The organism is Bacillus sp. NTK034 (assembly GCF_017303275.1).
In the GTDB taxonomy this organism is placed as follows: Bacteria; Bacillota; Bacilli; order Bacillales; family Cytobacillaceae; genus Cytobacillus.
The window spans coordinates 48,022-73,023 of sequence record NZ_JAFKOJ010000004.1; the positions used below are offsets into that span (position 1 = coordinate 48,022).

At 42.5% G+C, this 25,002-nt stretch carries 19 protein-coding genes; 17 read left to right on the forward strand and 2 right to left on the reverse strand.

What is annotated here, in order from left to right; genetic code table 11:
- The first annotated feature begins 136 nt into the window (after positions 1-136).
- The 10 genes from JI665_RS13275 to JI665_RS13320 all read left to right on the forward strand — a co-directional run bounded on the left by JI665_RS13275 (position 137) and on the right by JI665_RS13320 (position 10,924).
- A complete protein-coding gene (locus JI665_RS13275) occupies positions 137-1,495 on the forward strand; it encodes a glucoamylase family protein (protein ID WP_244671186.1) in 1,359 nt (452 codons plus the stop codon).
- Positions 1,496-2,307: 812 nt separating this feature from the next.
- Positions 2,308-3,213: a dihydrodipicolinate synthase family protein gene (locus tag JI665_RS13280; RefSeq protein ID WP_206839979.1), complete on the forward strand. Its 906-nt coding sequence runs from the start codon at positions 2,308-2,310 to the stop codon at positions 3,211-3,213.
- Positions 3,214-3,308: 95 nt separating this feature from the next.
- Positions 3,309-4,337, forward strand: a complete 1,029-nt coding sequence (locus tag JI665_RS13285) for a LacI family DNA-binding transcriptional regulator (protein ID WP_206839980.1) — start codon at positions 3,309-3,311, stop codon at positions 4,335-4,337.
- Positions 4,338-4,355: 18 nt separating this feature from the next.
- Positions 4,356-5,267 carry a ribokinase gene (gene rbsK, locus JI665_RS13290; protein ID WP_206839982.1) on the forward strand — a complete coding sequence of 304 codons (912 nt, stop codon included), beginning with the start codon at positions 4,356-4,358 and terminating at the stop codon, positions 5,265-5,267.
- Between the two features lie 22 nt (positions 5,268-5,289).
- Positions 5,290-6,273, forward strand: coding sequence for a tripartite tricarboxylate transporter substrate binding protein (locus JI665_RS13295; RefSeq protein ID WP_206839983.1), 984 nt, complete (start codon positions 5,290-5,292; stop codon positions 6,271-6,273).
- Positions 6,274-6,302: 29 nt separating this feature from the next.
- Positions 6,303-6,737 carry a tripartite tricarboxylate transporter TctB family protein gene (locus JI665_RS13300; protein WP_206839984.1) on the forward strand — a complete coding sequence of 145 codons (435 nt, stop codon included), beginning with the start codon at positions 6,303-6,305 and terminating at the stop codon, positions 6,735-6,737.
- A gap of 14 nt (positions 6,738-6,751) precedes the next feature.
- Positions 6,752-8,245 carry a tripartite tricarboxylate transporter permease gene (locus tag JI665_RS13305; RefSeq protein ID WP_244671187.1) on the forward strand — a complete coding sequence of 498 codons (1,494 nt, stop codon included), beginning with the start codon at positions 6,752-6,754 and terminating at the stop codon, positions 8,243-8,245.
- A gap of 40 nt (positions 8,246-8,285) precedes the next feature.
- Positions 8,286-9,284 (forward strand): dihydroxyacetone kinase subunit DhaK, encoded by a 999-nt coding sequence (gene dhaK / locus JI665_RS13310; RefSeq protein ID WP_206839985.1) that lies wholly within the window; start codon positions 8,286-8,288, stop codon positions 9,282-9,284.
- A gap of 21 nt (positions 9,285-9,305) precedes the next feature.
- Positions 9,306-9,956, forward strand: coding sequence for a dihydroxyacetone kinase subunit DhaL (gene dhaL / locus JI665_RS13315; RefSeq protein ID WP_206839986.1), 651 nt, complete (start codon positions 9,306-9,308; stop codon positions 9,954-9,956).
- 470 nt (positions 9,957-10,426) lie between these two features.
- Entirely contained in the window at positions 10,427-10,924 is a 498-nt protein-coding gene (locus tag JI665_RS13320; RefSeq protein ID WP_206839987.1) for a hypothetical protein, read from the forward strand.
- Between the two features lie 297 nt (positions 10,925-11,221).
- On the opposite strand, the gene JI665_RS13325 is transcribed toward JI665_RS13320, so the two are convergent.
- Both JI665_RS13325 and JI665_RS13330 read right to left on the reverse strand, forming a co-directional pair.
- On the reverse strand, positions 11,222-13,336 hold the full coding sequence (locus JI665_RS13325) for an SA1320 family protein (RefSeq protein WP_206839988.1): 2,115 nt from the start codon (positions 13,334-13,336) through the stop codon (positions 11,222-11,224).
- A gap of 13 nt (positions 13,337-13,349) precedes the next feature.
- Entirely contained in the window at positions 13,350-14,291 is a 942-nt protein-coding gene (locus JI665_RS13330) for a DUF1672 family protein (protein ID WP_206839989.1), read from the reverse strand.
- 311 nt (positions 14,292-14,602) lie between these two features.
- On the opposite strand from JI665_RS13330, the gene JI665_RS13335 reads away from it, so the two are divergent.
- The 7 genes from JI665_RS13335 to JI665_RS13365 all read left to right on the forward strand — a co-directional run bounded on the left by JI665_RS13335 (position 14,603) and on the right by JI665_RS13365 (position 24,970).
- Positions 14,603-15,898 carry an amidohydrolase gene (locus JI665_RS13335; RefSeq protein ID WP_206839991.1) on the forward strand — a complete coding sequence of 432 codons (1,296 nt, stop codon included), beginning with the start codon at positions 14,603-14,605 and terminating at the stop codon, positions 15,896-15,898.
- A 16-nt stretch (positions 15,899-15,914) separates the two neighbouring features.
- Positions 15,915-17,342 (forward strand): M20 family metallopeptidase, encoded by a 1,428-nt coding sequence (locus JI665_RS13340; RefSeq protein ID WP_206839992.1) that lies wholly within the window; start codon positions 15,915-15,917, stop codon positions 17,340-17,342.
- A 233-nt stretch (positions 17,343-17,575) separates the two neighbouring features.
- Positions 17,576-19,123 (forward strand): AbgT family transporter, encoded by a 1,548-nt coding sequence (locus JI665_RS13345; protein WP_206839993.1) that lies wholly within the window; start codon positions 17,576-17,578, stop codon positions 19,121-19,123.
- Between the two features lie 20 nt (positions 19,124-19,143).
- Positions 19,144-20,418, forward strand: a complete 1,275-nt coding sequence (locus tag JI665_RS13350; RefSeq protein WP_206839994.1) for a M20 family metallo-hydrolase — start codon at positions 19,144-19,146, stop codon at positions 20,416-20,418.
- Between the two features lie 56 nt (positions 20,419-20,474).
- On the forward strand, positions 20,475-21,713 hold the full coding sequence (locus tag JI665_RS13355; RefSeq protein WP_206839995.1) for a M20 family metallo-hydrolase: 1,239 nt from the start codon (positions 20,475-20,477) through the stop codon (positions 21,711-21,713).
- A 21-nt stretch (positions 21,714-21,734) separates the two neighbouring features.
- On the forward strand, positions 21,735-23,045 hold the full coding sequence (locus JI665_RS13360; RefSeq protein WP_206839996.1) for a hypothetical protein: 1,311 nt from the start codon (positions 21,735-21,737) through the stop codon (positions 23,043-23,045).
- Between the two features lie 446 nt (positions 23,046-23,491).
- Positions 23,492-24,970: an extracellular solute-binding protein gene (locus tag JI665_RS13365; protein WP_206839997.1), complete on the forward strand. Its 1,479-nt coding sequence runs from the start codon at positions 23,492-23,494 to the stop codon at positions 24,968-24,970.
- Positions 24,971-25,002: the final 32 nt, after the last annotated feature.

The following is a 25,002-nucleotide window of genomic DNA, read 5'->3' on the forward strand; positions in this document are numbered from 1 at the left end:
CCAGTTGTTTAATAGGTATTTATGCCTGGTGATTAGGCATTTACTAGTGTTTTTGTTTAGAATGTTCACGCTTTCATGCAAATATGATATGATTTTATCGAAACGTTTCGAAAATTATGATTTCTGGAGGAAGCCTATGTCGTTTAAAAAAATGGCAACTGCCATTACCATGATTCTCTGTTTGGTTCACGCGTTTGTGATGACTCCTGCAGCATCAGCCTCTGTGAAAAATGCCAAGGAAATTGCTTTTCAAAATCAATTAAAGCCGATTGCAAAGAAAACGTATCGTTATTTCGAAGACTTCACAAATCCTGAAACGGGTCTTACCAATGATATTGTCCGTTTCAGTGATGGGGTGAAAGAAGAAGGAAATCATACCTCTCCAACAAACATTGCCATGTATATGTTAAGTACTATTTCAGCAGAGGAAATGGGCATCATTACTGAGAAAGAAGCTATATCCAAGCTGCAAAAAACAGTAAATACGCTAGAAAAACTTGAAAAATGGAACGGCCTCTTTTACAACTGGTATTTTACGAAGGATGGTTCATTAATGACCGATTGGGGTGAATTCATATCCCAGGTGGATAACGGCTGGCTGTCAGCCGGATTGATCACAGCAGGACAGGCCTACCCGGAATTATATGATCAAACCAGCAAATTAGTAGAAGCCATGGATTACTCCACCCTCTATGATCCAGAGGTGGGGCAATTCCGCGGAGGATATTCTGTGGATAAAGGGGAATACACCGAACACCATTATGGAATGTTTTATACAGAGCCTCGTTTAGGCAGCTATATTGCGATTGGAAAAGGCGATGTACCTGCTGAGCACTGGTGGAGAACATATCGTACACTTCCGCCAGAATGGGATTGGCAAGCTCAAATCCCGGCAGGAGAAATGAGATCGTACCATGGGGTTGAGCTATTCCAGGGTCACTATAATTACAAAGGTGTGAAATTCATTCCGAGCTGGGGCGGAAGCATGTTTGAAGGATTAATGCCGGGCCTTGTTCTGAAGGAAAAAGAGCTTGGAAAAAATGCTCTGGGCTTGAACAACCAGCGTCATGTTGACCTTCAAATCGCATTTGCCGAAGAAAAGGGTTACCCTGCATGGGGCTTTTCACCAGCAGCCACTCCGGATGGCTATAGTGAATTTGCTGCAACACCTTTAGGGACATCCGGCTACAAGGATGACGGCACCGTCACCGCACACGCTTCTTTCCTTGCATTAGAATATGCTCCGAAAGAAGTAGCAAAAAATATCACGGCATTGAAAGCTCTGGACACATACAGTAAATATGGATTCTATGACTCTGTCAATGTAAAGACAGGGGAAATTGCAGAAGCCTACCTTGCTCTCGACCAGGGGATGATCATGGTCTCCATTGCCAATTATCTTCTGGATGGAGTCATCAGGGATCATTTCCACAGCGATGAAATTGGCAGAAACCCGGAATATCTGCTGGAAGAAGAGGATTTTCTAATCCGCTGATAGTTATATAAAAGCGATGCCTAAATGTTCATTGGGCATCGCCTTTTTTGTGTTTGACAAATTTTAGTAGTGTCTGATGCCTTAATTGACTTGGCTGTAAATTAGGTTCATATATGGAATCGCCTTTTGGAGAGACAGTCTTCAATCAAACGTTTGATTAACATTTCACTCAATCTTATGGAAGCGGCATAATAGCATCCGCAATAGGTCTCACCTGTTAGGTCATCACTTGTCCACCGGGGTGATCCAGCATACATCTCCGATATCTTTTGATCCCCCGACGCTGCCTCCCTTTAGTTGTCGATGAAATCGAAGCAGAATGGGGGGAAGATATCGATTTCAGTTCCATAACGTTTCTTTGATAACCTGACAATTGCAGGATCAACGGTAGTATATTTAAATCTAGTATTCATATTTTCCAGTGGAGGTACCCTATTGAACTATTTTTAAGGCATTGGCTAGAATTGTTGTGTTGATATTTAGGCAAAGCAAGTATGGCAGTTTCAAAGGGGAAAAAGTATAAAACAGTAAATTTTCAAAAAAATAAAAAAATAGGTTGAAACAGTATGGGAAATTTATTATACTCAAAACAGTAAAACGTTTTACTTAATTTTTCCTGATGGTATAAAAGGAGTTTGTTAGTACTGCTCCATTTTTTTATAGTAATAATGAAACGTTTTACTAAAACTATTCTTGTTTATATGATTAACCTGGAAATGAAAGCGTTTTTTTGTATGTTGGCTATGTTTTTCGTTGATTCAGTTCTTAAATTTAATGAAACGTTTTAATATTATATCGAAGGAGATGAATTCATGAGACATTTGTATGGTGTAACAACAGCGATGATCACCCCTTTTAATGAAAAAGGTAAAGTGGAATTGAATTTGGTTGATGAGTTGACAGAGTTTCTAATTTCAAAGGGTGTTCATTGTTTGTATCCTTTAGGCACTACTGGTGAAATGTTAAGGCTAAGTGTAGAAGAGCGTAAGCAAGTTGCTGAAAGAGTAGTAAAAAAGGCAGATGGAAGAGTTACGGTTTATATTCATGTTGGAGCAATGAACCAGGATGAAACCGTAGAGCTGGCGAAGCATGCACATGCTATTGGAGCTGATGGCATCGGGGTTGTCACACCTGTATTCTTTAGTTCAAATGACCATGAGCTTGAAGAGTATTTTGTTCATGTAGCAAGCAGTGTCCCAGAGGATTTCCCAGTCTATTTATATAATATTCCACAGCTTTCGGGCAATGATTTTAGTGCTCAGGTGGCACAGAGAGTGGCAAATCGGCAAAAAAATGTAATCGGTGTCAAATATAGCTATCCTGATTTCCTGAGGGTAAATGAATACTTGGATGTTAATGACGGAAGCTTCTCAGTCGTACCTGGTACAGACCGTTTATTCCTGGCAGGACTGGCGATGGGCTGTGAAGGAGTTGTCTCAGGTATTTCTTGTGTATATCCTGAGCCATTCGTCGGGGTTTATAATGCATTCCAGGAAAAAGACTTTGAAAAAGCGAGGAAATATCAGAAATTAGCTAATCTTTATTGCGAAACACTGAAATGTGGAAGCAATATGTCGTACTTTAAGGAAGCTCTTAAATTACGGGGGGTAAACGCAGGATTAATGAAAGCACCTCAATTAGATTTAACGGAATCTGAAATTAAGAAACTTCAGGCAGAACTATCCCAAATTAGCAGTGAATTTTCGGTTGAAGTTTAAGGTAAGGCATACATCAAGGTTCCGGGTTCATCCATTAACTATTAATCGCTATAATTGATGTAATTATAGTATTTGCTTATGAACTTGGAGGTAACATGAAAAAGATAACCATAAAAGAAGTTGCGAAACATGCTGGTGTTTCCATTGGCACAGTTTCGAAGGTGCTAAATGATAAAGGATATGTAGGGAAGGAAACACGGGAAAGAGTATTAGATGCAATAAAGCAATTAAACTACCGCGTCAATGCCAATGCCAGAAGCCTTAAAGCGGTAAGGACAAAAAAGGTTGGAATGATTGTCTCTGATATATCCAATCCCTACCTTATGTCGATTGCAAAAACGATTGAGGATATGCTTCGTTCCATCGGACATCATATGCTTTTAATGAGCCACAATGAAAATGAAACTACTGAGAGAGAATTGCTTCAGCTGATCGTTGAACAGCGGGTGGAAGCTTTAGTTTTAATCCCAACTGGCGGCAATTCAGATATCGTACAGGAAATAAAACAGCAAATCCCAGTCATTCTTGTAGATAAAAGAATTGAAGGGATCACAACGGACCTGATTGTTGATGACAACTACTATGGCTCATACGAATCTGTTTCATTTTTAAGCTCTTTAGGGCATAAACGAATTGGTGTAATTTACGGTCTTGAAAAAAATTCTGTTGGCAAGGAAAGGTTAGAGGGGGCACTTGCTGCCATTAAAGATTTTAACTGCTCAGATGATAAGATCCTGATCAAGCCTGGGGAATTTAAAGCTGACAAGGCTTATGAGTCAGCGACTGAGCTATTGCTTCTCCCTACACCGCCAACAGCCATATATTGCTGCAATAATACGATGACAATCGGATTGTTAAAGGCCATCAATGAGCAGGGCTTGAGAATTCCTGAGGATATTTCTGTAATCGCTTTCGGTGATACTGCGCAATGGGAGCTTATACAGCCGCCGCTTACTCTAATGACACAGCCATTGAAAAGAATTGGGGTTGAAGCAGCTATCTTGCTGAAAAATCGCCTGACGATGGACGAGTATTTTTCGCCTAAGGAAATCATTATGAGTCCGGAATTGCTGATTCGCAGCTCCTGTTCGAAGCCAAAGGAAATACCGCATAAAATAGACTGATAAAAAGGGATTTTTAATATGAGAGGATACAAACCGAAAATTACTGTAGTGGGCAGTATAAATATGGATTTGGTGACAGAATCAAACCGTTTTCCAGAAGTGGGAGAAACGATTATAGGTAAAGCGTTTAAACAGTTTCCCGGCGGAAAGGGAGCTAACCAGGCAGTTGCCGCAGCCAGACTTGGCGGTGAGGTATCATTTATTGGATGTATCGGTCATGATGTTTTTGGCAAGGAGTTAATCAGGAGATTAGATCAAGAGAAGGTTAACCTTGAGGGCCTTGAGATTTTATCTGATGAACCCACAGGCATTGCCCAAATAACAGTATCTAACAAGGAAAACTCTATCATAGTGGTGCCTGGGGCTAATTATAAGATATCAAAAGATTGGATCGAGAATAAACGATCCTTGATTGTGAATGCTGATATTCTATTAGTTCAGCTGGAAATCTCTTTGGAAATTGTTGAGCAAGTTTTAGAGATAGCCGGTGAAAATCAAATTCCAGTTATTCTGAACCCTGCACCAGCTCAAACATTGCCTCGTAATCTCTTAAATAAAATTACATACTTAACTCCTAACGAAAGTGAGCTGACTTTGCTGACAGAAGGAAAAGGAAGCGATTTGGCCGGGAAAATGGATGCAATGCTGAAGATGGATATTGACAATGTAATCACTACAAGAGGAGCCAATGGGGTTGCCTATAAATCAAGTCATGATGAGCAAGTTTTTTATAAAGATAGTTTAAAAGTGAAGGCTGTCGATAGCACCGGCGCGGGTGACTCTTTTAATGGAGCCTTAGCTGTGGCGCTGGGATCCGGAAAATCTCTGGAAGAATCGATTGAATTTTCGACAAAAGTGGCAGCGCTTTCTGTAACAAAACTCGGTGCTCAATCAGGAATGCCTTTTGTACATGAATTGGACCAAAAATAAAAAAAGAAAAGAGGCTGTTAGTATGAAGAAATGGTTAAGCCTATTGCTTGTATTGTGTGTTGCTTTATTAGGAGCCTGCAGCTCAGAAACAGGGAAAAATGCTGATGCAAAAGATGCAGGTTCTGATTTTCCGAATAAGCAGATTGAATTAGTCGTTCCTTATGCACCAGGTGGAGCTTCGGATATGGTGTCACGTACAGTGGGCTCTTATCTTGAAGAAGACCTGGGGGTGCCGGTTGTAACGAATAATAAGACTGGCGGAACAGGTGCAGTCGGAATGTCTTACGTAGAAGGGAAAAATCCTGATGGATATACAGTTGGATATGTTCCGGTAGAAATGGCCATGCTTAGTGCTTTAGGTTTTGCAGACATCGAACCAAGTAAATTCGATTTATTAGGGAGAGCCATAGTCATTCCTGCAGCCATTACCGTACCGGCTGATGCTCCTTATAATACGATTGAAGAATTTATCCAATACGCAAAGGATAACCCTGGTAAAGTGCGTGTCGGGAACTCGGGAACCGGCTCAATCTGGCATATTGCAGCTGCGGGTCTTGCTGAGGAAACTGGCGCAGAGATGAAATATGTTCCGTTTGAGGGAGCGGCGCCAGCAGTTGCAGCCCTGCTCGGAGGGCATATTGAGGCTGTTTCAGTTAGTCCATCAGAAGTGAAGGCCAGCGTCGATGGCGGTGATTTGAAGATTTTGGCAGTTATGAGTAAAGATCGTGATAAAACGTTCCATGATGTACCAACATTAATCGAATCCGGCATTGATCTTGAAATTGCAGCCTGGGGAGGATTTGTTGTTCCTAAAGGTACACCGGAAGATATAAAAGCTAAATTAGAAGAGTCTGTTAAAGGTGCTGTCGGTTCTGAAGAATTTCAAAACCTAGCAGACGAAAGAGGGTTAAATGCATCACATTTATCTGCTGAAGAATTTACTAAATTTGCAGATGAACAATACAAATTCTTTGGTGATCTTATTCCGAAAATGGAACTAAAATAATTTTTTCAATCAAAGTGGGTGAGAACCTGATGAAAAAGGCAAATGTACTATTTGATGCAATTCTTATAATGGCTGCTGTTTACTTCTTTGTGGAGACATTATCCTTTCCGGATGGAGCTGATTTAGGCGGGATCGGTCCCGCCTTTTTTCCTCAATTGATGCTGCTTCTTTTAATAGGTTTTTGTTTGATCGATATTGTGAGTTCTATAAGGAAAAAATCGGACTCCCGCTTCTTTGAAGGATCTTCCCGCACAAACATTATAAGCATCTCTGTTGTACTGGGAAGCATGCTGGCAATGATCTTTTTATTAGGAAAAATGTCCTTTATTCTCATTGCAGCCGCTATGATTCTGTGTCAATGCTTAATTTTAAAACTTAAGCTCATACCGTCATTACTAACTTCCGTTATCTTAAGTGTTTCGATTTATCTTATTTTCGTTAAAGGCTTTAGTGTTCTTTTATAGGGTGGTGAACAAAAATGTTGGATGCATTCATGCAATCACTGCAGCCTTCTGTACTGCTGTATATGATGATTGGTGTATTATTAGGGATATTTATCGGTGCCCTTCCTGGATTAACGGCAACAATGGGGGTAGCAATCCTCATTCCACTAACATTCTGGCTCCAGCCGGAAGAGGGATTGGCAATGCTTATTGCCATCTATTGCTCAGCCATATTTGCGGGCGGGGTGCCAGCAATATTAATTAATGCGCCTGGAACTCCTGCATCAATGGCTACTGCATGGGATGGATACGAATTGAGCAAGCAGGGGAAAACGGGTTTAGCATTGGGAATCAACGCTATTTACTCAGCGCTTGGGGGAATAGTGAGTACAATATTTCTTTTGGCAGCGGCGTTCCCTATTTCAAAATTTGCATTAAGCTTTGGTCCTCCTGAATATTTCGCATTAGCCATCTTTGGATTGACTATGATGATTAGTGTTGCCGGCAGTTCTATCAGCAAAGGGTTAATTATGGGGTTCCTCGGACTATTTATCGCGACAATAGGATTAGACCCGATGCTGTCGCTGCCTAGATTCACATTTGGCAGCACGACATTACTGGATGGGATTTCCTTTATCCCTATTATGATCGGTTTATTTGGTTTAGGGGAAGTATTAACACAAATTCTGACAACGAACGGCAGCGATGAAGTGAAAAAAAGCAAGATTGGAAGGATTATTCCCAATCGCGCCGAACGCAAGCTAATGAGAAAGCCATTTTGGTTTTCATCCATGCTGTCAACAATAATTGGGGCAATCCCTGGAGCTGGCGGAGATATTGCTTCGTTAATGAGCTGGGAGCAAAGCAAGAGGTTTTCAAAAAACAAAGGGGAATTTGGAAAAGGATCCCTTGAGGGTCTCTGCGCCAGCAGTACAGCAAACAATGCTGTTATCGGCGGTGCCTTTACAACAATGCTTACATTGGGACTGCCTGGAGATAGTGTAACGGCCATTTTAATTGGGGCTTTAATGATGTACGGCATGCAGCCGGGGCCTACTTTGTTTACTGACCATATTGATTTTGTCTATATCATTATCAGTCTGTTATTTATAGCAAATATCATTGTGTTAATTATTGGTGTAGCAGGTGCCAATTTATTTTCAAGGATTCTATTAATCAAAAAAGAAATTATTTGGGTTGCCGTAATACTGTTCAGTATAGTCGGTGCTTATGCCCTGAATAACTCTTTCTTTGATGTGTGGGTCATGGCTATCAGCGGGGTGATCGGGGTGATTTTTAGAAAATTGGATTTCCCTTTAGGTCCGCTTATCCTGGCTTTAATCCTGGGTCCGATGGCAGAATCCAACCTTCGACGCTCTTTATCGATGAGTGTGGACGGCACAGCCGCTTTCATTTTTACAAGGCCTATCACTATGACGCTGCTTGCTTTGGCCATTATTTCACTTTTCTATCCTTTAATAAAAAAACTTATTTCAAAGAAAAAAGATGACAATCAAATCTCTCTCTAAAGGTTACTGGATTTTGAAGAATAATAAGGAGGAGATAAAAATGAAAAAATTCATTAATAAGCCTGAAAATGTTGTAACAGAAATGCTGGAGGGATTATTGGCGGCACATCCCGATTTACTAAAATCTGTTGATAACGTGAAAAATCTTGTTAGAAAAGATGCTCCTGTTCAAAACAAGGTTGGTATCGTTTCTGGAGGCGGTTCAGGGCATTTGCCTCTATTTTTGGGGTATATTGGTAAAGGGATGCTGGATGGTGTAGCGGTTGGCGAGATTTTTGCTTCACCAAGCTCAAAACAGATTCTGGATGTAACGAAGTCTGTTGATAGCGGTAAAGGTGTTCTCTACTTATATGGTAATTATGGCGGGGATGTAATGAATTTCGATATGGCAGGAGAAATGGCTGAAATGGAGGGGATCCGAACAGCGACTGTCATCGGAACAGATGATGTGGCGTCCATGCCTAAAGGCCAGGAAAGCCAACGAAGAGGCGTAGCCGGATTATTTTATTTATATAAAATCGCTGCAGCTAAGGCTGAGGAGGGGGCAACGCTTGAAGAAGTTGCCGAAATTGCGAAATTTGCGAATGAAAATGTGAGAACAATGGGAGTGGCGCTAAGTCCATGTACACTTCCAGAGGTTGGGAAGCCGACTTTTACCATTGAAGATGGAAAAATGGAATTAGGAATGGGGATTCACGGTGAGCCCGGTTATTATAAAGGGGATATCCAAACGGCAGATGAAGTGGCTGAAACTCTAGCTGAAAAAATCTATGATGATTTGTCCCTCGAGGATGGATGTGAAGTCTCGGTTCTGGTAAATGGATTGGGAGCTACACCATTAGAGGAATTATATATTGTTTTTAGGAAAGTAAAAAATATATTCGAAGAAAAGAACATTGCCATTAATAAAGTGTATATAGGAGAATATGCTACTTCATTGGAAATGGCAGGCTTGTCGATCTCTGTCTTAAAGCTTAATGATGAGCTGAAAAGTTTGCTAAACTCACCGTTTGTCACACCATTCCATGTTCAACCTTGAGTCATACAGGAGGAGACTGATATGCTTAATACTTTACATGCTAACGATCTAAAAAAAGTATTTATCGCTATTAAGGAGCTTATGGAAGCTAACAAGGAATATCTCTGTGAATTGGATGGCGCCCTTGGTGATGGAGATATTGGATTAACCGTTTCAAAAGGTTTTAGAGCTATTGCGGAAGAGCAAAGGTCATTTGAATCCCCTGATATAGGGCTGCTCTTAAAGAAAAGCGGCTTTATTTTAGCAGAAACAGTTCCATCCACAATAGGCACTATTTTGGCTTCTGCATTCATGCAGGCAGGAAGTGCATTAAAGGGAAAAGAAGAATTGGGTATTGAGGAATTGTTGCTTTTAATTTCCGAAATGAAAGAAGGTATTCAGAAGCGCGGCAAGGCTTCGGTTGGAGATAAAACAATCCTCGATTCCATCCATCCAGCGGTTCTCTCCTTAAAAGAGGCGGCAGAAAAGGGGCTAACTCTAAAGGCTGCTATTGAACATGCCAATCTTGCGGCTCAAAAAGGTGCACAGCAAACGATTGAGATGCAATCAAAACATGGCAGGGCAGAAAGATACTTCGAAAAATCGATTGGACATCAAGATCCTGGAGCAACTGTTGGAGCACTTTTTATACAGGGATTTAATAATTATATTAACGGAAAAGTGGGTGCTTGACCCATTAGGACTAGCTTGGCATTGCTTAGCTAGTTTTTTTGATTTTTTGAATACAAGAAAGTGTACCCGTCCTGCATTCGCGGGGTAAAATCATTCAGCTGCTACAGTAATTGTAAATCGACAGAAAACTTATTTATTTCCCGAAAAATAATAGAAAATAGCGAAATAAGAACAGCCTATTAAATAAAGTTCCTAGGTAATCCTATAGAACAAGCTGGTAGATAAATAGTTTTGTCGAAAAGATGACCCCAAAAAATAAAATAATTAAACGAGTTAAAGATTTGCTGTATTGTATTTTTTAACCGGGAATATTGAAATTTATGAGCCCTAATAGTCATATAAGTCATAATTGGGACAAGGAAAATTAGTCATTTTAATTATAGGCTCCCCTACATATATATTTTTGATATGATGTACTTAAATATTGAATCGTCTATCATTACGAACTTCATATGTATGGGGGAACAAATGTGGCTGGTATAAAATCAATAAACCTGGATGGGGAAGAAATCTATGCGTTTAACAGTGCCATCTATATTTTTGAATCGTCTGCAGGAAATACGCTGGAAGTGGATATGATCGTGAGTGAAGTTACTCTAAGAAAATATCAGAACAGGGAAAGTCTGATTACAGAAATAGAAATGGAAGACGGCGGGCTGATTAGCTCGTTTATGTTTCTAAAATCTGTGCCAGGGAAGCTGCCGAGGCTAAGCTTATTTTGTGAACTTGATCCGGATGAACCTTACGAAGGTATCTTAAGAATAAGTGAGGAACAGCAGGACTTTCCGGTTATTGAGGCGGGCATTACATTAGAAGAAATCCGAAAAGTGGAAATGCCGAATGAAAAAATCACGCTTAAATTAAATCTGCCCATTAACCAGGTGGAGTGGCTGAAAGAGAAGAAAAATAAGGAATTGAATGGGCTTTTTAGAGAGCTGCTGGGGGAGTACTTGGAAAAGCCAGAATAAATCAATCAAACGTTTGATTGATTTAAGCTGCTGTTTAGGGATGTACCGGGGGCTGCATGAAGAGCAGGATTTGGGCGGTATGGTGAACCTGCAAATAGAGCTATCAAATTGCAAATAGGCAATTAAGTTCTGCAAATAGAGCTATCAAATTGCAAATAGGCAATTAAGTTCTGCAAATAGAGCTATCAAATTGCAAATAGGCAATTAAATTCTGCAAATAGATTATCAATTACCGCAAATTGATCCCTATATAAAAGGAAAACCGAGCTGCCACTCAGCCCGGTTTATTAAATCCTGTTAATTAATCGTCCCGCGATCCACCTGTTCATACAGAATCCCCATATTACCCTTCACTTTTTTAGAAACCTCACACAATGCCTCAATCGCTTCAGCTTTATGATGCCCCAGCTGATAAACCACATCATCAAACAGCATTTCCATCTCTCTTAAAATAGCAATGGATGCGAGGTTGTAAAGGTGGACATTATAGTAGCCGCTGTTATTAAAAATGGCTGTCTCGACATAAGGCCTAAAATTCTCTAGTAGAGTAGGGTACTCAGCCATTAATCGGTCCAACCCTTTTCGGATGCCTTCAATAGTGCCGGCGAATTCGTCCAAAGGCTCCAGCGCGTTGTTGACACTGTTTCTGATTTTATCATCAAAGTCCGAAAACAGGCCGAATAACTTGCCGGGGATGGTGTAGTCCAATGCGAATTTGGTTGCTCCTTTGATGGTGCTCGACAGGAGTTCCAATGCATTTTCAATATTCAAAGTGATTACCCATGCTTTATGCAATAAAGGCAAGAGGAGTGCATGAGTTGATCTGGTAAAGGCACTATAAGCAGTATCCATCTGAAATTCCTTAATCTTCATCCTTAGTTCCATGTAGGGGGAATCTTCCAGTTTATACGTATTCGTTCCCTGTACGGATATTGAATTGGAATGAGAGGATTTGCTTCTGATGGATTGCCCGAGGGAAAGGTCCCTGTCATGAAAATTAGCGGCAACGTCCTGAACTTGTTTCTGGTATTCGCTGATATGTGAAAGAAGCTTATCCCTGTTATTGTTGACGATCCCATAATGGGCTTTTAACTCACTGACTACAGCATCATACCAGAGTTCTTTCCCGCCCTCAAACAGCTCCGGGATCTTATTGGAAATAATCCGGATAAGGCTTTTGGAAAGATCCTGAACATCCGCTTTCAAATCATACAAAAAGCTGCGGATTTCATTAAAGATGCTTTCCACACTGACGTTCGTCCGGAAAATATGTTCAAGCAGCTCGGCAGGCGGGGAATTCAGTATATAGTTCAGTGATTTAGCATGACTTTCAGCCACATTTAACAAAGAAACCAAATGATCGATTTCGGCCGTTAATCGATTACTGATCGAAGTAATCCCCATAAACAGCGGTTCACTGATCAGATTTTCAAACATATCTTCGAAAATCTTCTGCAGTCGGCTGAGCCGTTCATAATAACGGTTTGCTTCATCGTCTACGATCGCAACCGAATTGCCTAGGTACTCGTGAGCAAGGTTCAGTCTTTCCGTAACATGATTTTGCAGGGAGGAAGCAAGAAGGTCCAGGTTCTCCTTATTGATCTCAATGCGGTCTGAATGACCGCCGTATAGCGGTACTCCTGTCCAGATGCTGGATACGATATGGGCATCAGCATCCACATAGATTTTGCCATAGCCCGGCTTGCCGACCTCTCCAATAACATAGAACTGTGTGCCATCTTCATTCCTCAGATAGCCTGTATGGTTTGTAGCAAGCTTTGAGAATTCAGGAATCCCATTGAAGATTTCATACTGTTTGCCTGGAATCCGGCCATGAAGATCCAATGCAATCAAAGTTTGAGTCAGCACATCGTAGCTGCTGAAGTAGTTTGTAATATTATCATAAGTTTGATTAGGATCCACCATCCCCTCAGGAAGCAGGGCAGGGTTTAAAGTAACTGCATTTACTTCTGGATTTTCAACTGCTACTGCACCAACCAAACCGCCGCCAAGTGAATTTCCCGCGATCGATTTAACGCCGCCAACCTGGTTAAACTTTTGATTCATTTCAGTATAATAGCTTCTTGCTGCAGCCAGCTGAGCTGGAGTTAGGTCACTTAAAAGCTGTGCATCCGTCAGAATATCTTTGTTGCCATATTTTCCGCTTGCATCCGTACCTACATAAATGATGGATATTTCCTCTGTCTCCATATTTACGACTGTCATAGCATCAAGGCCAGTAGGGTCTTCATAACGAGTATCGATAACTGTATAGTCTGTATTATTTACCTGCAGAACTGATTCAAATAGCGGATAGGTATATGCATGAAGGCCTGCCAGTTCAACTAAATCTTTATCATTGTTTGCTGCAATATCCGTATTTATATTTGGTGAACCCTTAAGAGTATCCATATATTCACCTGCTTTATTCCTTAATAATGTAATCCGGGAATCCGCGTTTTAAAGAATTATCTTTAGCACCTTCCGAACTCTGTTTATCAATGAAGTTATCATTGAGAGCGAAGCTGTATGTGCCCTTAGGTATTGAGTCCATATCTTCCAGCTCTTTCGTGACTTGATTAAATATTTCTTCATTTGGCTCTGCCTGCTTTTCAGCCATGAATAATTGAATATTGATTTTGAAGTTTTCAGGATTAAACGCGTCCTCATCATAGACATTCCTCAAATTTTCCGTACTTTCATCAGGATTACTAATATAAAGGTCATAAACCGGTTTAATAGCCTCTTCTTTGCTTGTTAATGCAATAAAATAATATGGAGTCATATATCCGTGTCCACCCACATTTTGAAGGGCATCCTTTGTTTTTCCGGTTACTTGACCTTCTGCTGCAAGAGTCTCAAGATAGTCGTCGAGCTGTTGAAACTCTTCATTAAAGATCATGTGATACAATCCGCCTTTAATGGCATTTTCCACCTGGAATTCGTCCGCCCATATCTTTTCTGTCATCACTTTCTTTTCTAGTTCATCAATTGGTACTACAGCATAAGTGTAGAAATGCGGCTCACCTTTGGATTCTACAAACACAGTAGCCCCATCCTTAGCACCAACCACGTTATGCACCGTTACATCGGTCTTATATTTCTCCTTAAAAAACTTGATTGCAGCTTCCTCTATCTCATCAAGGCTTTCATCAGCAATTTTATCGGTTTCTTTTCCATATGGAAGTGCATAGCCTTCACCGGTATAATCCTGAACACTGATCAGTGATTCCTCAGAAGGAGCAGCCTGTGTTTCTTTTGATTTTTCACTTTCCTGATTGTTATTTGCGCTATTCATACCAGAACATCCTCCAAGCATTAATGATATGCCGACACTGCAGAGTAAAATTTTTGTTTTCTTGTACATTAGTTAAATGTCCTCCCTAAAGGAATGTGCCATTCAAAGTATATCCCTTATTTTAGCGGATAGAGTTATATTTTTACAGTTTAAACGTGGAAAATTACACTTTTTAGGTAAAAATAGGGAGAAAGTCAGGGGTGAATAGGGAGGATTATACTAAAAATTTGCTAAATTCGGCTTCTGCTGTATAAAAATTCACCAAACGGCATTTTAATAGTTAAAAGTTTACTTTGAATTTTCTAATAACACTGTGTATAATACATTTAAGGTAATGAAACGGAAAATGTCCGAAATAATATTCAACAAGGGGGATCTTTATGGACAGCTGCTTTTTAAAGGAAATAACTCCCCAGCTGATCAAATGGCGGCGCACTTTGCATGCACTGCCTGAACTGGGGTTCATGGAGTATATCACTACATACCGGATCGGAAAAGAACTGGAAAAGATGGGTTTCAAGCTTTATTTAGGGAAAGACGCGCTTGACGGGAATTCCCGCATGGGGCTTCCTGCACAAGCTGATCTTGAAGCTCAAGAGAAAAAGGCGAGGGATTGGGGTGTTGAAGAGTCCTGGCTCGATCAAATGCGCGGCGGCAATACCGGGCTTGTGGCAGTCTGGGATACTGGCAGAAACGGGGACCATGTTGGTTTCCGCTTTGATATTGACGCTCTGCCGATAAACGAATCGGCAGATCTTGCCCATCGTCCAGCTCAATACGAATTTGGCTCAAAAGAAGAGAATGTGATGCATTCGTGCGGACATGACGGACATACTGCCATCGGACTTGGGGTGGCACAGTATATTTCTTCCCATGCTGATCAGCTTAAGGGCCGCTTCACCCTTTTGTTTCAGCCGGCTGAAGAAGGCGGTCGAGGGGCTCGGGCGATGACAGACAAAGGCTGGCTTGATGATGTCGATTATTTTTATTCAGGCCACATCGGCATTAAGTCCATGCCTGTTGGAACGATTGCAGCCACAACGCCGGGATTTCTGGCTTCAACTAAATACAATGCTTATTTTAAAGGAGTTTCCTCACATGCCGGCATCAATCCGGAACTCGGGAAAAATGCTTTATTGGCAGCGACAACAGCCGCTAACAACCTCTATGGCATTCCGCGCCATCATGATGGCGTCACCAGGGTGAATGTTGGGAAGCTTGCTGCAGGCAGCGGCCGGAACATCATCCCGGGAGACAGTTATATGGAAATAGAAGTGCGGGGCGAGACACCGGAAATTGCTCAATATATGGCTGAAAAAGCTACCCGGATTATTCAGGCGGCAGCAGATATGCATGATGTGTCCTGCACAATCGAAGCAGTCGGAGTTACGGAAGTGGTTGTCTGTGATGAAGAGCTGATCCCGAAAATTACCGAATGGTGTGCATCAAGCGAGCTTGTGAAAGAAGTGCTGCCTTCTGTCCCTGTCTCCGGATCGGAAGACGTCAGCTTTATGATGAACCGGGTCCAGAAGCATGGCGGCAAAGCTACGTTTATGCTGTTTGGAACGAAGCTTGATTATCCTCACCACCATCCTCAATTCGATTTCGAGGAAGAGGCTTTACTGGTTGCAGTCGATGCTTACATTCACATCTTAAATGGCGGATCGTCCATTTAAATTAAAGGAGGAAATCATGTCGAATAACTTTGCAAAAACATTTTTGAAAGAGAATAAAGAGACCTTTGAAAAAATCAGTGAGTACATCTATCATCATCCGGAAACTAGATTTGAAGAGTATGCTTCAGCTGAATTTTTAGCTTCTGAATGCGAAAAAGCAGGCTTTCAGGTGGAACGCAAATCCGGAAACATTGAAACCGCGTTTGTAGCCACCTATGGAAGCGGATCTCCTGTCATTGGCTTTCTCGGGGAGTTTGATGCTCTGTCCGGATTGGGGCAGGTGCCAAACCAGACCTCGTACGAGCCAACCGAGCTGAATGTAGGTCATGGCTGCGGGCATAACCTGCTGGGGACCGGCGCTTTTGCGGCAGCCTGCGCTGCAAAAAAATATTTAGAAGAAAACAATCTGCCCGGGACTGTAAAGTTTTTTGGCTGTCCGGGCGAAGAGGGCGGTTCCGGAAAAACCTTCATGGTCCGCGAAGGAGTTTTTGAAGGGGTGGACGCTGCCTTAACATGGCATCCATCTCCGGCCAACAGCATCATGAGCCTATCGAGTCTCGCAAACTATCAGGTTTATTTTCGATTTAAAGGCTTATCCTCACATGCGGCGAACTCACCTCATCTTGGTCGAAGTGCCCTGGATGCGGTTGAGCTCATGAACGTGGGTGTGAATTACCTTCGCGAGCATGTCGTGCCGGAAGCCAGAATGCATTACGCCATCACCAACACAGGGGGCATTTCGCCAAATGTCGTACAGGCAGACGCCGAGGTCCTTTATCTCATTCGTGCGCCAAAGGTTCAGCAGGTGGATGAAATCTACAAACGGGTATGCAAGATTGCCGAAGGCGCTGCTCTAATGACAGAAACCGAGCTTACCATTGAGTTTGACAAGGCATGCTCCAATTATATTCCAAACCGCAGCCTTGAAAAAATTCTCTATCAGAGCCTACAGGAAGCCGGCATCGAAAAGCCAGACGAAGAAGAAAAGACCTTTGCCGAAAAGCTTTGGACAACCCTATCAGATGGTGAGAAAGAAAGCTATTTAGATATTTTAAGAGGATTTGGCTATGTAGGGGACGGAAGTGAGTTTGAAGGGAAATACCTTGCAGAAACAATCTCAGCCTATGAACCTTCCAAAGAAGTTCTTGCCGGCTCTACTGATGTTTCCGATGTAAGCTGGGTTGTTCCAACAGCACAGCTGACAGCATCAACATCAGCACTGGGAACACCGCTGCATACATGGCAGATGACAACTCAAGGCATCAGCAGCTATGCCCATAAAGGCATGCTCCGGGCAGCAGAAGCCATGGCTTTAACAGCTGTCAAACTACTGACAGACCAGGAAGAATTGGAAGCTGTCAAACAGGAATTCAATGCGTTTAAGGAAGCCAATCCATACACATGTCCAATTCCTGCAGAGGTTAAGCCCTCTACTTTAAAGTAAGTTCTCATTCGGACAGAGAAAGCAGAAAACCGAGAGAAGGAGTCCGAATCAGGCGCTCATTCAGACAGAGAAAGCAGAAAACCGGGAGAAGCAGTCCGAACCAGGCGCCCATTCGGACAGGAGAATCAGAATTCGGAAACAGCAAGTCCGAAACTGGCCGCCGCAGCGGAAAGCAACATCTTCATTCATAAGTAAAAAAAATCCAATAAAAAACAGAAAAGCGAGGGGAGTATATGAAAACAGAAAAACAAGGAAAGAAAGTGGTAACAGAAAATAAGAAACCAGGGATTGCCCAGAGATTCCTCAATGGGGTCGAGAAGGTCGGCAACAAGCTCCCGGATCCATTTATATTATTTGCCGGGCTCGCAGTGTTAGTTATTATTGTTTCAGCTATATTTAGCGCCTTTGGTGCTACTGTTGTCCACCCTGGCTCGGGAGAGGAACTGGAAGTTAAGAACCTGGCATCTGGAGACGGCCTGAATTTTATTCTGACATCCATGCTCGATAACTTCACCGGATTTGCGCCGCTTGGACTTGTTCTGTCCATGATGCTCGGTATCGGTCTTGCCGAGAAAGTCGGCATGCTGGATTATGCCATTAAGAAAACAATTTTAAAATCACCGCCGGCATTAATCACGTACACCGTTGTGTTTGTCGGGATCATGGGGAATATCGCTTCAGATGCAGCAATGGTGCTTGTACCGCCGCTTGCAGCAATGGTTTTCTACAAAATTGGCCGCAATCCGATTGCCGGTTTGGCTGCAGGGTATGCATCAGCCGGTGCCGGTTTTACAGCAAACCTGCTGATTGCTGGAACAGATGCACTATTGGCAGGGATTTCAACAGAAGCTGCCAAGATTATTGACGAGAATATGGTCGTTACACCAATTGATAACTGGTATTTTAATATTGTTTCCGTATTTGTTTTAACCATTGTCGGCGGACTTGTCACGACGAAGTTCATTGAACCGCGCCTTGGAGAATACAAGGGCGACGAGGTAAAAGAAGCCATTACAGAGGATCCTCCTAATGCCGGCAAGGCATTGCGGAATGCAGTCATTGCCGGATTCGCCTATATAGCCCTTATTGTGGGGGCGATCCTTATACCAAATAGCCCGTTAACCAATGAAGATGGCGGACTGGTTCCATCTCCATTCCTGGATGGCATTATCCCGATTATTCTGTTCTTCTTCATCATTATTGGTACTGTATACGGAATCACGGTTGGAAATATTAAGAGCAGTAAAGATGTTGCCAATTTTATGGCTGAATCCATGAAGGATATGGCGTCCTATATTGTCTTAATCTTTGCTATCGCCCAATTTATCGCTTACTTCAGCTGGTCTAATATTGCAACCTGGGTTGCAGTAAATGGTGCTGAATTCCTGAAAGATGTGGAGTTCACCGGAATCGGATTGATTATTGGCTACATCATTTTTACAGCTTCCCTGAACTTCCTGATCACTTCAGGTTCAGCAAAGTGGGCGCTTGAAGCACCTGTGTTTGTGCCAATGTTTATGCAGCTTGGCTATCACCCTGCATTCACGCAAGTGGCTTACCGTGTAGCAGATTCATCTACGAATATTGTGACACCGATGATGCCATATATGGTTATCGCCCTGTCGTTTATGCAGAAGTATGACAAAAAAGCGGGAATTGGAACATTCATTTCATTAATGCTTCCGTACTCGATTACGTTCCTGATCACGTGGATCATTATGCTATTAGTGTTTGTATTCTTTGGAATCCCGTTTGGTCCGGGAATCGGTCCTTATCTATAAGAACAGGATGTGGTTAAAAAGTGAGTAACCTCGAAAATCAGTTAAAAGAGTGGCGCCGTGATTTTCACCGCTATCCAGAGGGAGGATTCCTGGAAATGCGGACAGCCTCCATTGTCGCATCGATTCTGGATGAACTTGGCTTCGAGCTGGAAATGGGCAGGAAGGTAATGGCCGCTGATTATTTTATGGGTAAGCCTAATCAAGAGGAAACAGCCGCACATTATCAATGGGCTCTCGAAAATGGCGCGAAAAATGATTATATTGAACCCTTCATAGACGGCTATACAGGCATTGTCGCGACGATGGATACGCAAAAGGAAGGGCCGACCATCGCCTTCCGTGTGGATATGGATGCATTGCCGATCCATGAATCAGAGGCAGACAGCCATTTTCCGCAAAAAGAAGGATTCAGGTCGGCAGTTCCAAACACCATGCATGCCTGCGGACATGATGCCCATACAACCATCGGGCTGGGCCTGGCAAGCTTGATTGCTGAAAATAAAGACAGCCTTAAGGGGAAAATCAAATTGATTTTTCAGCCTGCAGAAGAAGGCACCCGTGGGGCTCGGTCGATGGCCGAAGCCGGTGTAGTCGATGATGTGGATTATTTAATTGCCTCCCATGTCGGTACAGGAGTGCCAGATGGACATTTTGTGGCATCCAAAAATGGATTCCTGGCTACGTCAAAGCTTGATGTAACGTTTAAAGGCGTTTCTTCCCATGCAGGCGGAAATCCGGAAGAGGGTAAAAACGCCCTGCTGGCAGCCGCTTCTGCTGCCCTGAATATTTACGCTATTCCGCGTCATTCAGAAGGGGCAACCCGCATCAACGTGGGAGAATTGCATGCAGGCTCAGGCCGAAATATTATCGCAGATAAAGCGGTGCTGAAAATTGAAACACGCGGGGAAACGACTAAAATTAACGAATATGTCAAAGCCCAGGCCGAAGCTGTTATCGCAGGATCAGCCCAAATGTACGGAGTAGAATACGAGATTCGTACTGTGGGCGAGGCCATTAGTGCTCAAGGTTCAAAAGAGCTGGCATCCGTCTTGCAAACCTGTGCACAAGAAGCTTCCTATATAAAAGAAAGCATCCTTGAAGACAACTCACCTGCAGGCTCCGAGGATGCAACCTTCTTCATGGAGCGTGTTCAGCAAAATGGAGGACAGGCGACATACTGTATTTTCGGTACAGAACTGGCAGCAGGCCATCATAACGAGAAGTTCGATATTAATGAAGGCACGATGATGAATGCCGTCCAGCTGCTGTTTGACTCTATAAAAAAATTAAATTAAGGAATAGATGAGGCAGAGCAATCTGCCTCATTTTAGATCAGGGAGGAGTGTTAATAATGAAAGAATGGTTGGATAAGCATCTGAAAGCTTTAAATTTAACAGACAGCATGGTCCAGGCGGAAGGGTTCTGCCGATTAGGCTACACGGAAGAAGAATGGCGGGCCATTGATGTATTTGTTTCCATTGCAGAGGATATTGGGTTGAAGGTTCGAAGAGATGAAGCGGGGAATGCGATTGCCCGCTGGCAAGCTGAAGATTCCTCACCTGTTGTTGCAGTAGGTTCTCATGTGGATACGGTCAAAGGCGGGGGTGGCTATGATGGAGTGGCCGGCGTCCTTTGCGGTCTGGCTGCCGTGAAAGTTTTGAAGGAAGAAGGGTTCCAGCCTGCTTCACCAATAGAAGTCATTTGTTTTGCTTCTGAAGAATCCTCCCGTTTTGGCGTATCAACCATTGGCAGCAAGGCAATGAGCGGCCTTCTTAATAAGAATGAAGTGGAAGATGTAACGGATGAAGATGGCATCACTATCCGCCAGGCAGTCGAGGACATGGGACTGTCATGGGATGCAATTGAAGAAGCTGAACGGCCGGAGTCAGCTTTAAAAAGTTTTATCGAGCTTCACATTGAACAGGGAACCAGAGTGGAGGATGCCGGCGCAGACTTTGGAGCAGTAACGGCAGTTGCCTGTCCAATCCGCTTAAAGGTAATTATCAATGGACAGATGGGGCACACTGGAACGACGCCGATGGGCAAACGAAAGGACGCCTTTGTAGCGGCTGCACCTCTCGTTCCATTCATATCAGAGAAAGCTCTTTCTTTATCGGATTCCAATGCGGTGCCGATTGTGGCAACAGCAAGCACCTTTGAACTAAAGCCGAACGCCATGAATGTGATTCCCGGAACGGTTGAGCTTGGAGTCGATATCCGCAGTGTGGACGATTCGCTGAAAAAGGAAATGGAGAAGCTCATCCGTGAAAAATGTCATCAGCTTTCGGAATCTTTTGGTGTTAAAATAGAAGTAAAAACGCTTGTTCATAATCCATCCGTTCAGCTGGATGATACAGTTATGCGGAAACTCCAGCATTCAGGTGAAGCGTTAGGATACAAAGCATTGGTGCTTGAAAGCGGTGCCGGCCATGATGTCATGAATATGGCGGCCAAATGGCCTTCAGGGCTTTTATTCATTCCCTGCAAAAATGGGCTCAGCCATCATCCTGATGAATTTGCCTCTATTGAAGATCTGGAAATGGGAACAAAGATTATCGCTCAATATTTAAAAACTGAAACAAGCATCTAAAGAAAAAGCAGGTGGAAAAAAATGAAGATTCGCGTTGGGGTAGTGGGGCCGGGAGACTCCGTTGGACACATTCTTGCCTTGTCGCGTGAATACAGCGAGCTTGAGATGATTCCATACATTTATAAGGAAACAAAAGAAACGGAAAAGATTATCAGGGAACATCAGACGGAAATCGATTTATGGTTTTTCTCCGGACAGGCCCCTTATTATTACGCGCGTTCAAAAGGGCTGATTGGGGAAGAAAACGCCCATTATCCCCCTCTATATGGCTCCAGTCTGCTGGGAACACTCCTTGAAGCGCATATCAGGGAAGGCGGATTTCAGCAGGCAAGCCTGGACACCATTCAGGAATCCGAGCTGGATACACTAAAGAATACATATTTTTTAGGAGATTTAAACATTCAGGCTTTTTCCTATAATGAGTACGAACCAGCCGAGGAAATCATCCGCTTTCATAAGAAGCTTTTTGAGGAAGGAAAAACGGAGGTCGCATTGACCTGTGTCCAGGAGGTGCATGACCGGCTGAGGGAACAGGGAATCCCCTGCTACCGGGTGGTCCCTTCTCCTGTCGCCATTAAACTTGTACTCCGCTACCTAAGGGAAAGAGGCCAGTCCAATTGGTATAAGCGCTCCCAGATAGCTATTATGGGAATGGAAGTCGCTCACTCTGCAAGCTCACTGGAAGAGCAGCATTTCACCTATGAAATGAAACGGCATGAGCTGGAAATCAAGCAGGTCATGCTTGATTATGCCGAAAAAGTGCAAGGCTCATTTGTGCAGATCGGGGATGGTCTATTCTTTATTTATACAACCCGTGGCGAAATGGAAATGCATTTTCAGGAAGCCTCCATGTACTCGCTCATTGAAGAAGCGAAAATCCACAGCAAGCTGAAGGTGAGGATCGGTGTCGGCTACGGGCTGACGGCATATGATGCAGAGCAGAATGTCCGGCTCGCCCTCCAATATGCCAGGGATCAGAAAGCTTCGCCTGTGGTTAGTGTTGATGAAACCAAACAAATTAAGGAACACCTTTCGGAAAGCGGCGAGGAAGCGGTTTCCTACCAGCAGCGGATTTGGGGAGAGGAATGGGAGGAACGCTTTAAGGGTGCTAAAATCAATCCGGCAATCGTATCCAAAATCGAATACCTTTCAAGGCACTATCAAAAAAAGATAGTCACTGCGCAGGAAGTCTCAAGATGGCTGAAAAACACCGAACGCAACTCGAGGAGGATTATGGCGGAGCTCGAGCGGCTCGGGCTTGCCAAAGTGACGGGTGAAGAACAGCCTGGACAGCGCGGGCGGCCGCGGAAGGTTTATGAGTTGAAGTTATAGGCCATGATTTTAGTTAGTTTATGGGAACGCACGAATGGAGTATGATGGAAATTAGGAAGTCCCCTTTAATCTTCAGAGTATCTCCTGGATTATAGGGGATTCTGTTTTATATTATTCCGATTTATTCCTAACAGATTTTCCAAATAAATTTGAATTTTTAGTAGTTGACTTTAAAACCACTTTCAATTATTCTAAAAGGGAATATAATATGTAACCGGTTACATAAGAGGTTATAATAAGTTGGTATCCCGCTCTAACAACTGCTATTGATTCAAAATTGTTAGGAACAGCCTTTTGTAGCTAAATATGTAACCGGTTCCACACCATTGTGATTCTGTAAGCTATTATATTATCAATCTTCTTATAAGCATGAAGGGCAAAGGGGGTACAATCATTCGCCGATTCAATTTGTTTATGAAAAATTAACTTTTTTAGGGGGAAAAGTGATGAGAAAATCTTTTATAGCCATATTAAGTCTTATTTTGGTTTTGGGTTTACTGGCGGCTTGTACAAACAAAGAAGAAGCAGGTCAGGGAGATAAAAAAGATAAAGGGGGAGCCACAACAATCCGTGTTGTAATGAAGGATGATAACAGCTCTAACCCTGTATCAGAAAAATATTATGATGCGATTGAAAAAGGGCTCCTTGAAGATGAAAATATTAAAGTGAATTTTGAATTAGTCGACCTCCCGCAAGGCAACTATGCTGAGAAGTTAAACTTACTGCTCAATAGCGGCGATATTCCTGACATGATTTATTTCCAAGGCGGAGATCAAGCCATGGCTGATCAAGGTTTATTAGAGGATTTAAGACCTTACATCAAGGAATCAAAATATCTTAAGGATATCGTTCAGCCATTTAACGAAAAAAGACTTGAAAATTATCCTTATCTGCTATGGATTAAACCACTTGCTCCTAAAGTTCCTGTCATTAGAGGAGACTGGTTTAACAAAATGGAAACTTCTAAAGCACTAAAGGAAAATCCAACTGTGGACAATTACTATGCATTTTTCAAAGAATTAGTTGAAAAACAGCCAGGCGGCGATAAACCTAAATATGCCATTACAGTTGCCGGTGACATAGCAGAAATCGACTATATGTTTGATATGGCTTTTGGGATCGATAAGACTTGGCTGCAAAAAGAAGATGGATCTTATGAATACGCAAGAGTTTCAAAGCAGCAAAAAGAAAAGCTTGAATTCTATAATAAGTTATACAAAGAAGGTCTTTTGGATCCCCAATACTTAACAAAGCAATGGGATACGAAAGAAAAAGCATTCTTTGATGGAGATGCTGCGATCATCCCAGGTACAGCAGGTAAGGTAATCGATATTTATGAAGGCAAAATGGTTCAAGTAAGCGGAGAAGAAGCTTCACTAGTCATGCTGCCGCCTGCGAAGGGCGAGTATCAAGGATTTGGTGCTACGGATGTTACAAAAGAATCAAGAGGTATTGCAATCTCTGCTAATTCTGAGAATAAGGATCTTGTGTTTAAGATTCTGGATTATATGGCAAGCCCTGAAGGACAAATGATCGACCGATTCGGATTCGAAGGCGATCATTATAACGTAGTGGATGGAAAACTTCAGCTTACTGATAAATATTACAGTGAATGGTTTGCTAGATTCTGGGAGCCAGCTGATTATACTCCGGCCACTCCAGTAGATGATACGACACCATTATTAAGTGAATCTGCGGAAAAATCACTTCAATCAGCAGAAGAGTTTTATGCAGAAGACAATAGCTTCATAATCCCGGAAGAATATGTAGCTAACTGGGATGCTATGCAAAACCTGTATATGGAATTTACAACGGACATCATTACTGGCAAGCGTCCAATCTCTGATTTCGAAAAATTCGTTAAAGAGTGGAACGAAGCAGGCGGAGAACAGATTACAGAACTTGCAAATAAAAATTTAAGATAATACTAAAAAAATAGTGGAGACTCCGTTCTCCA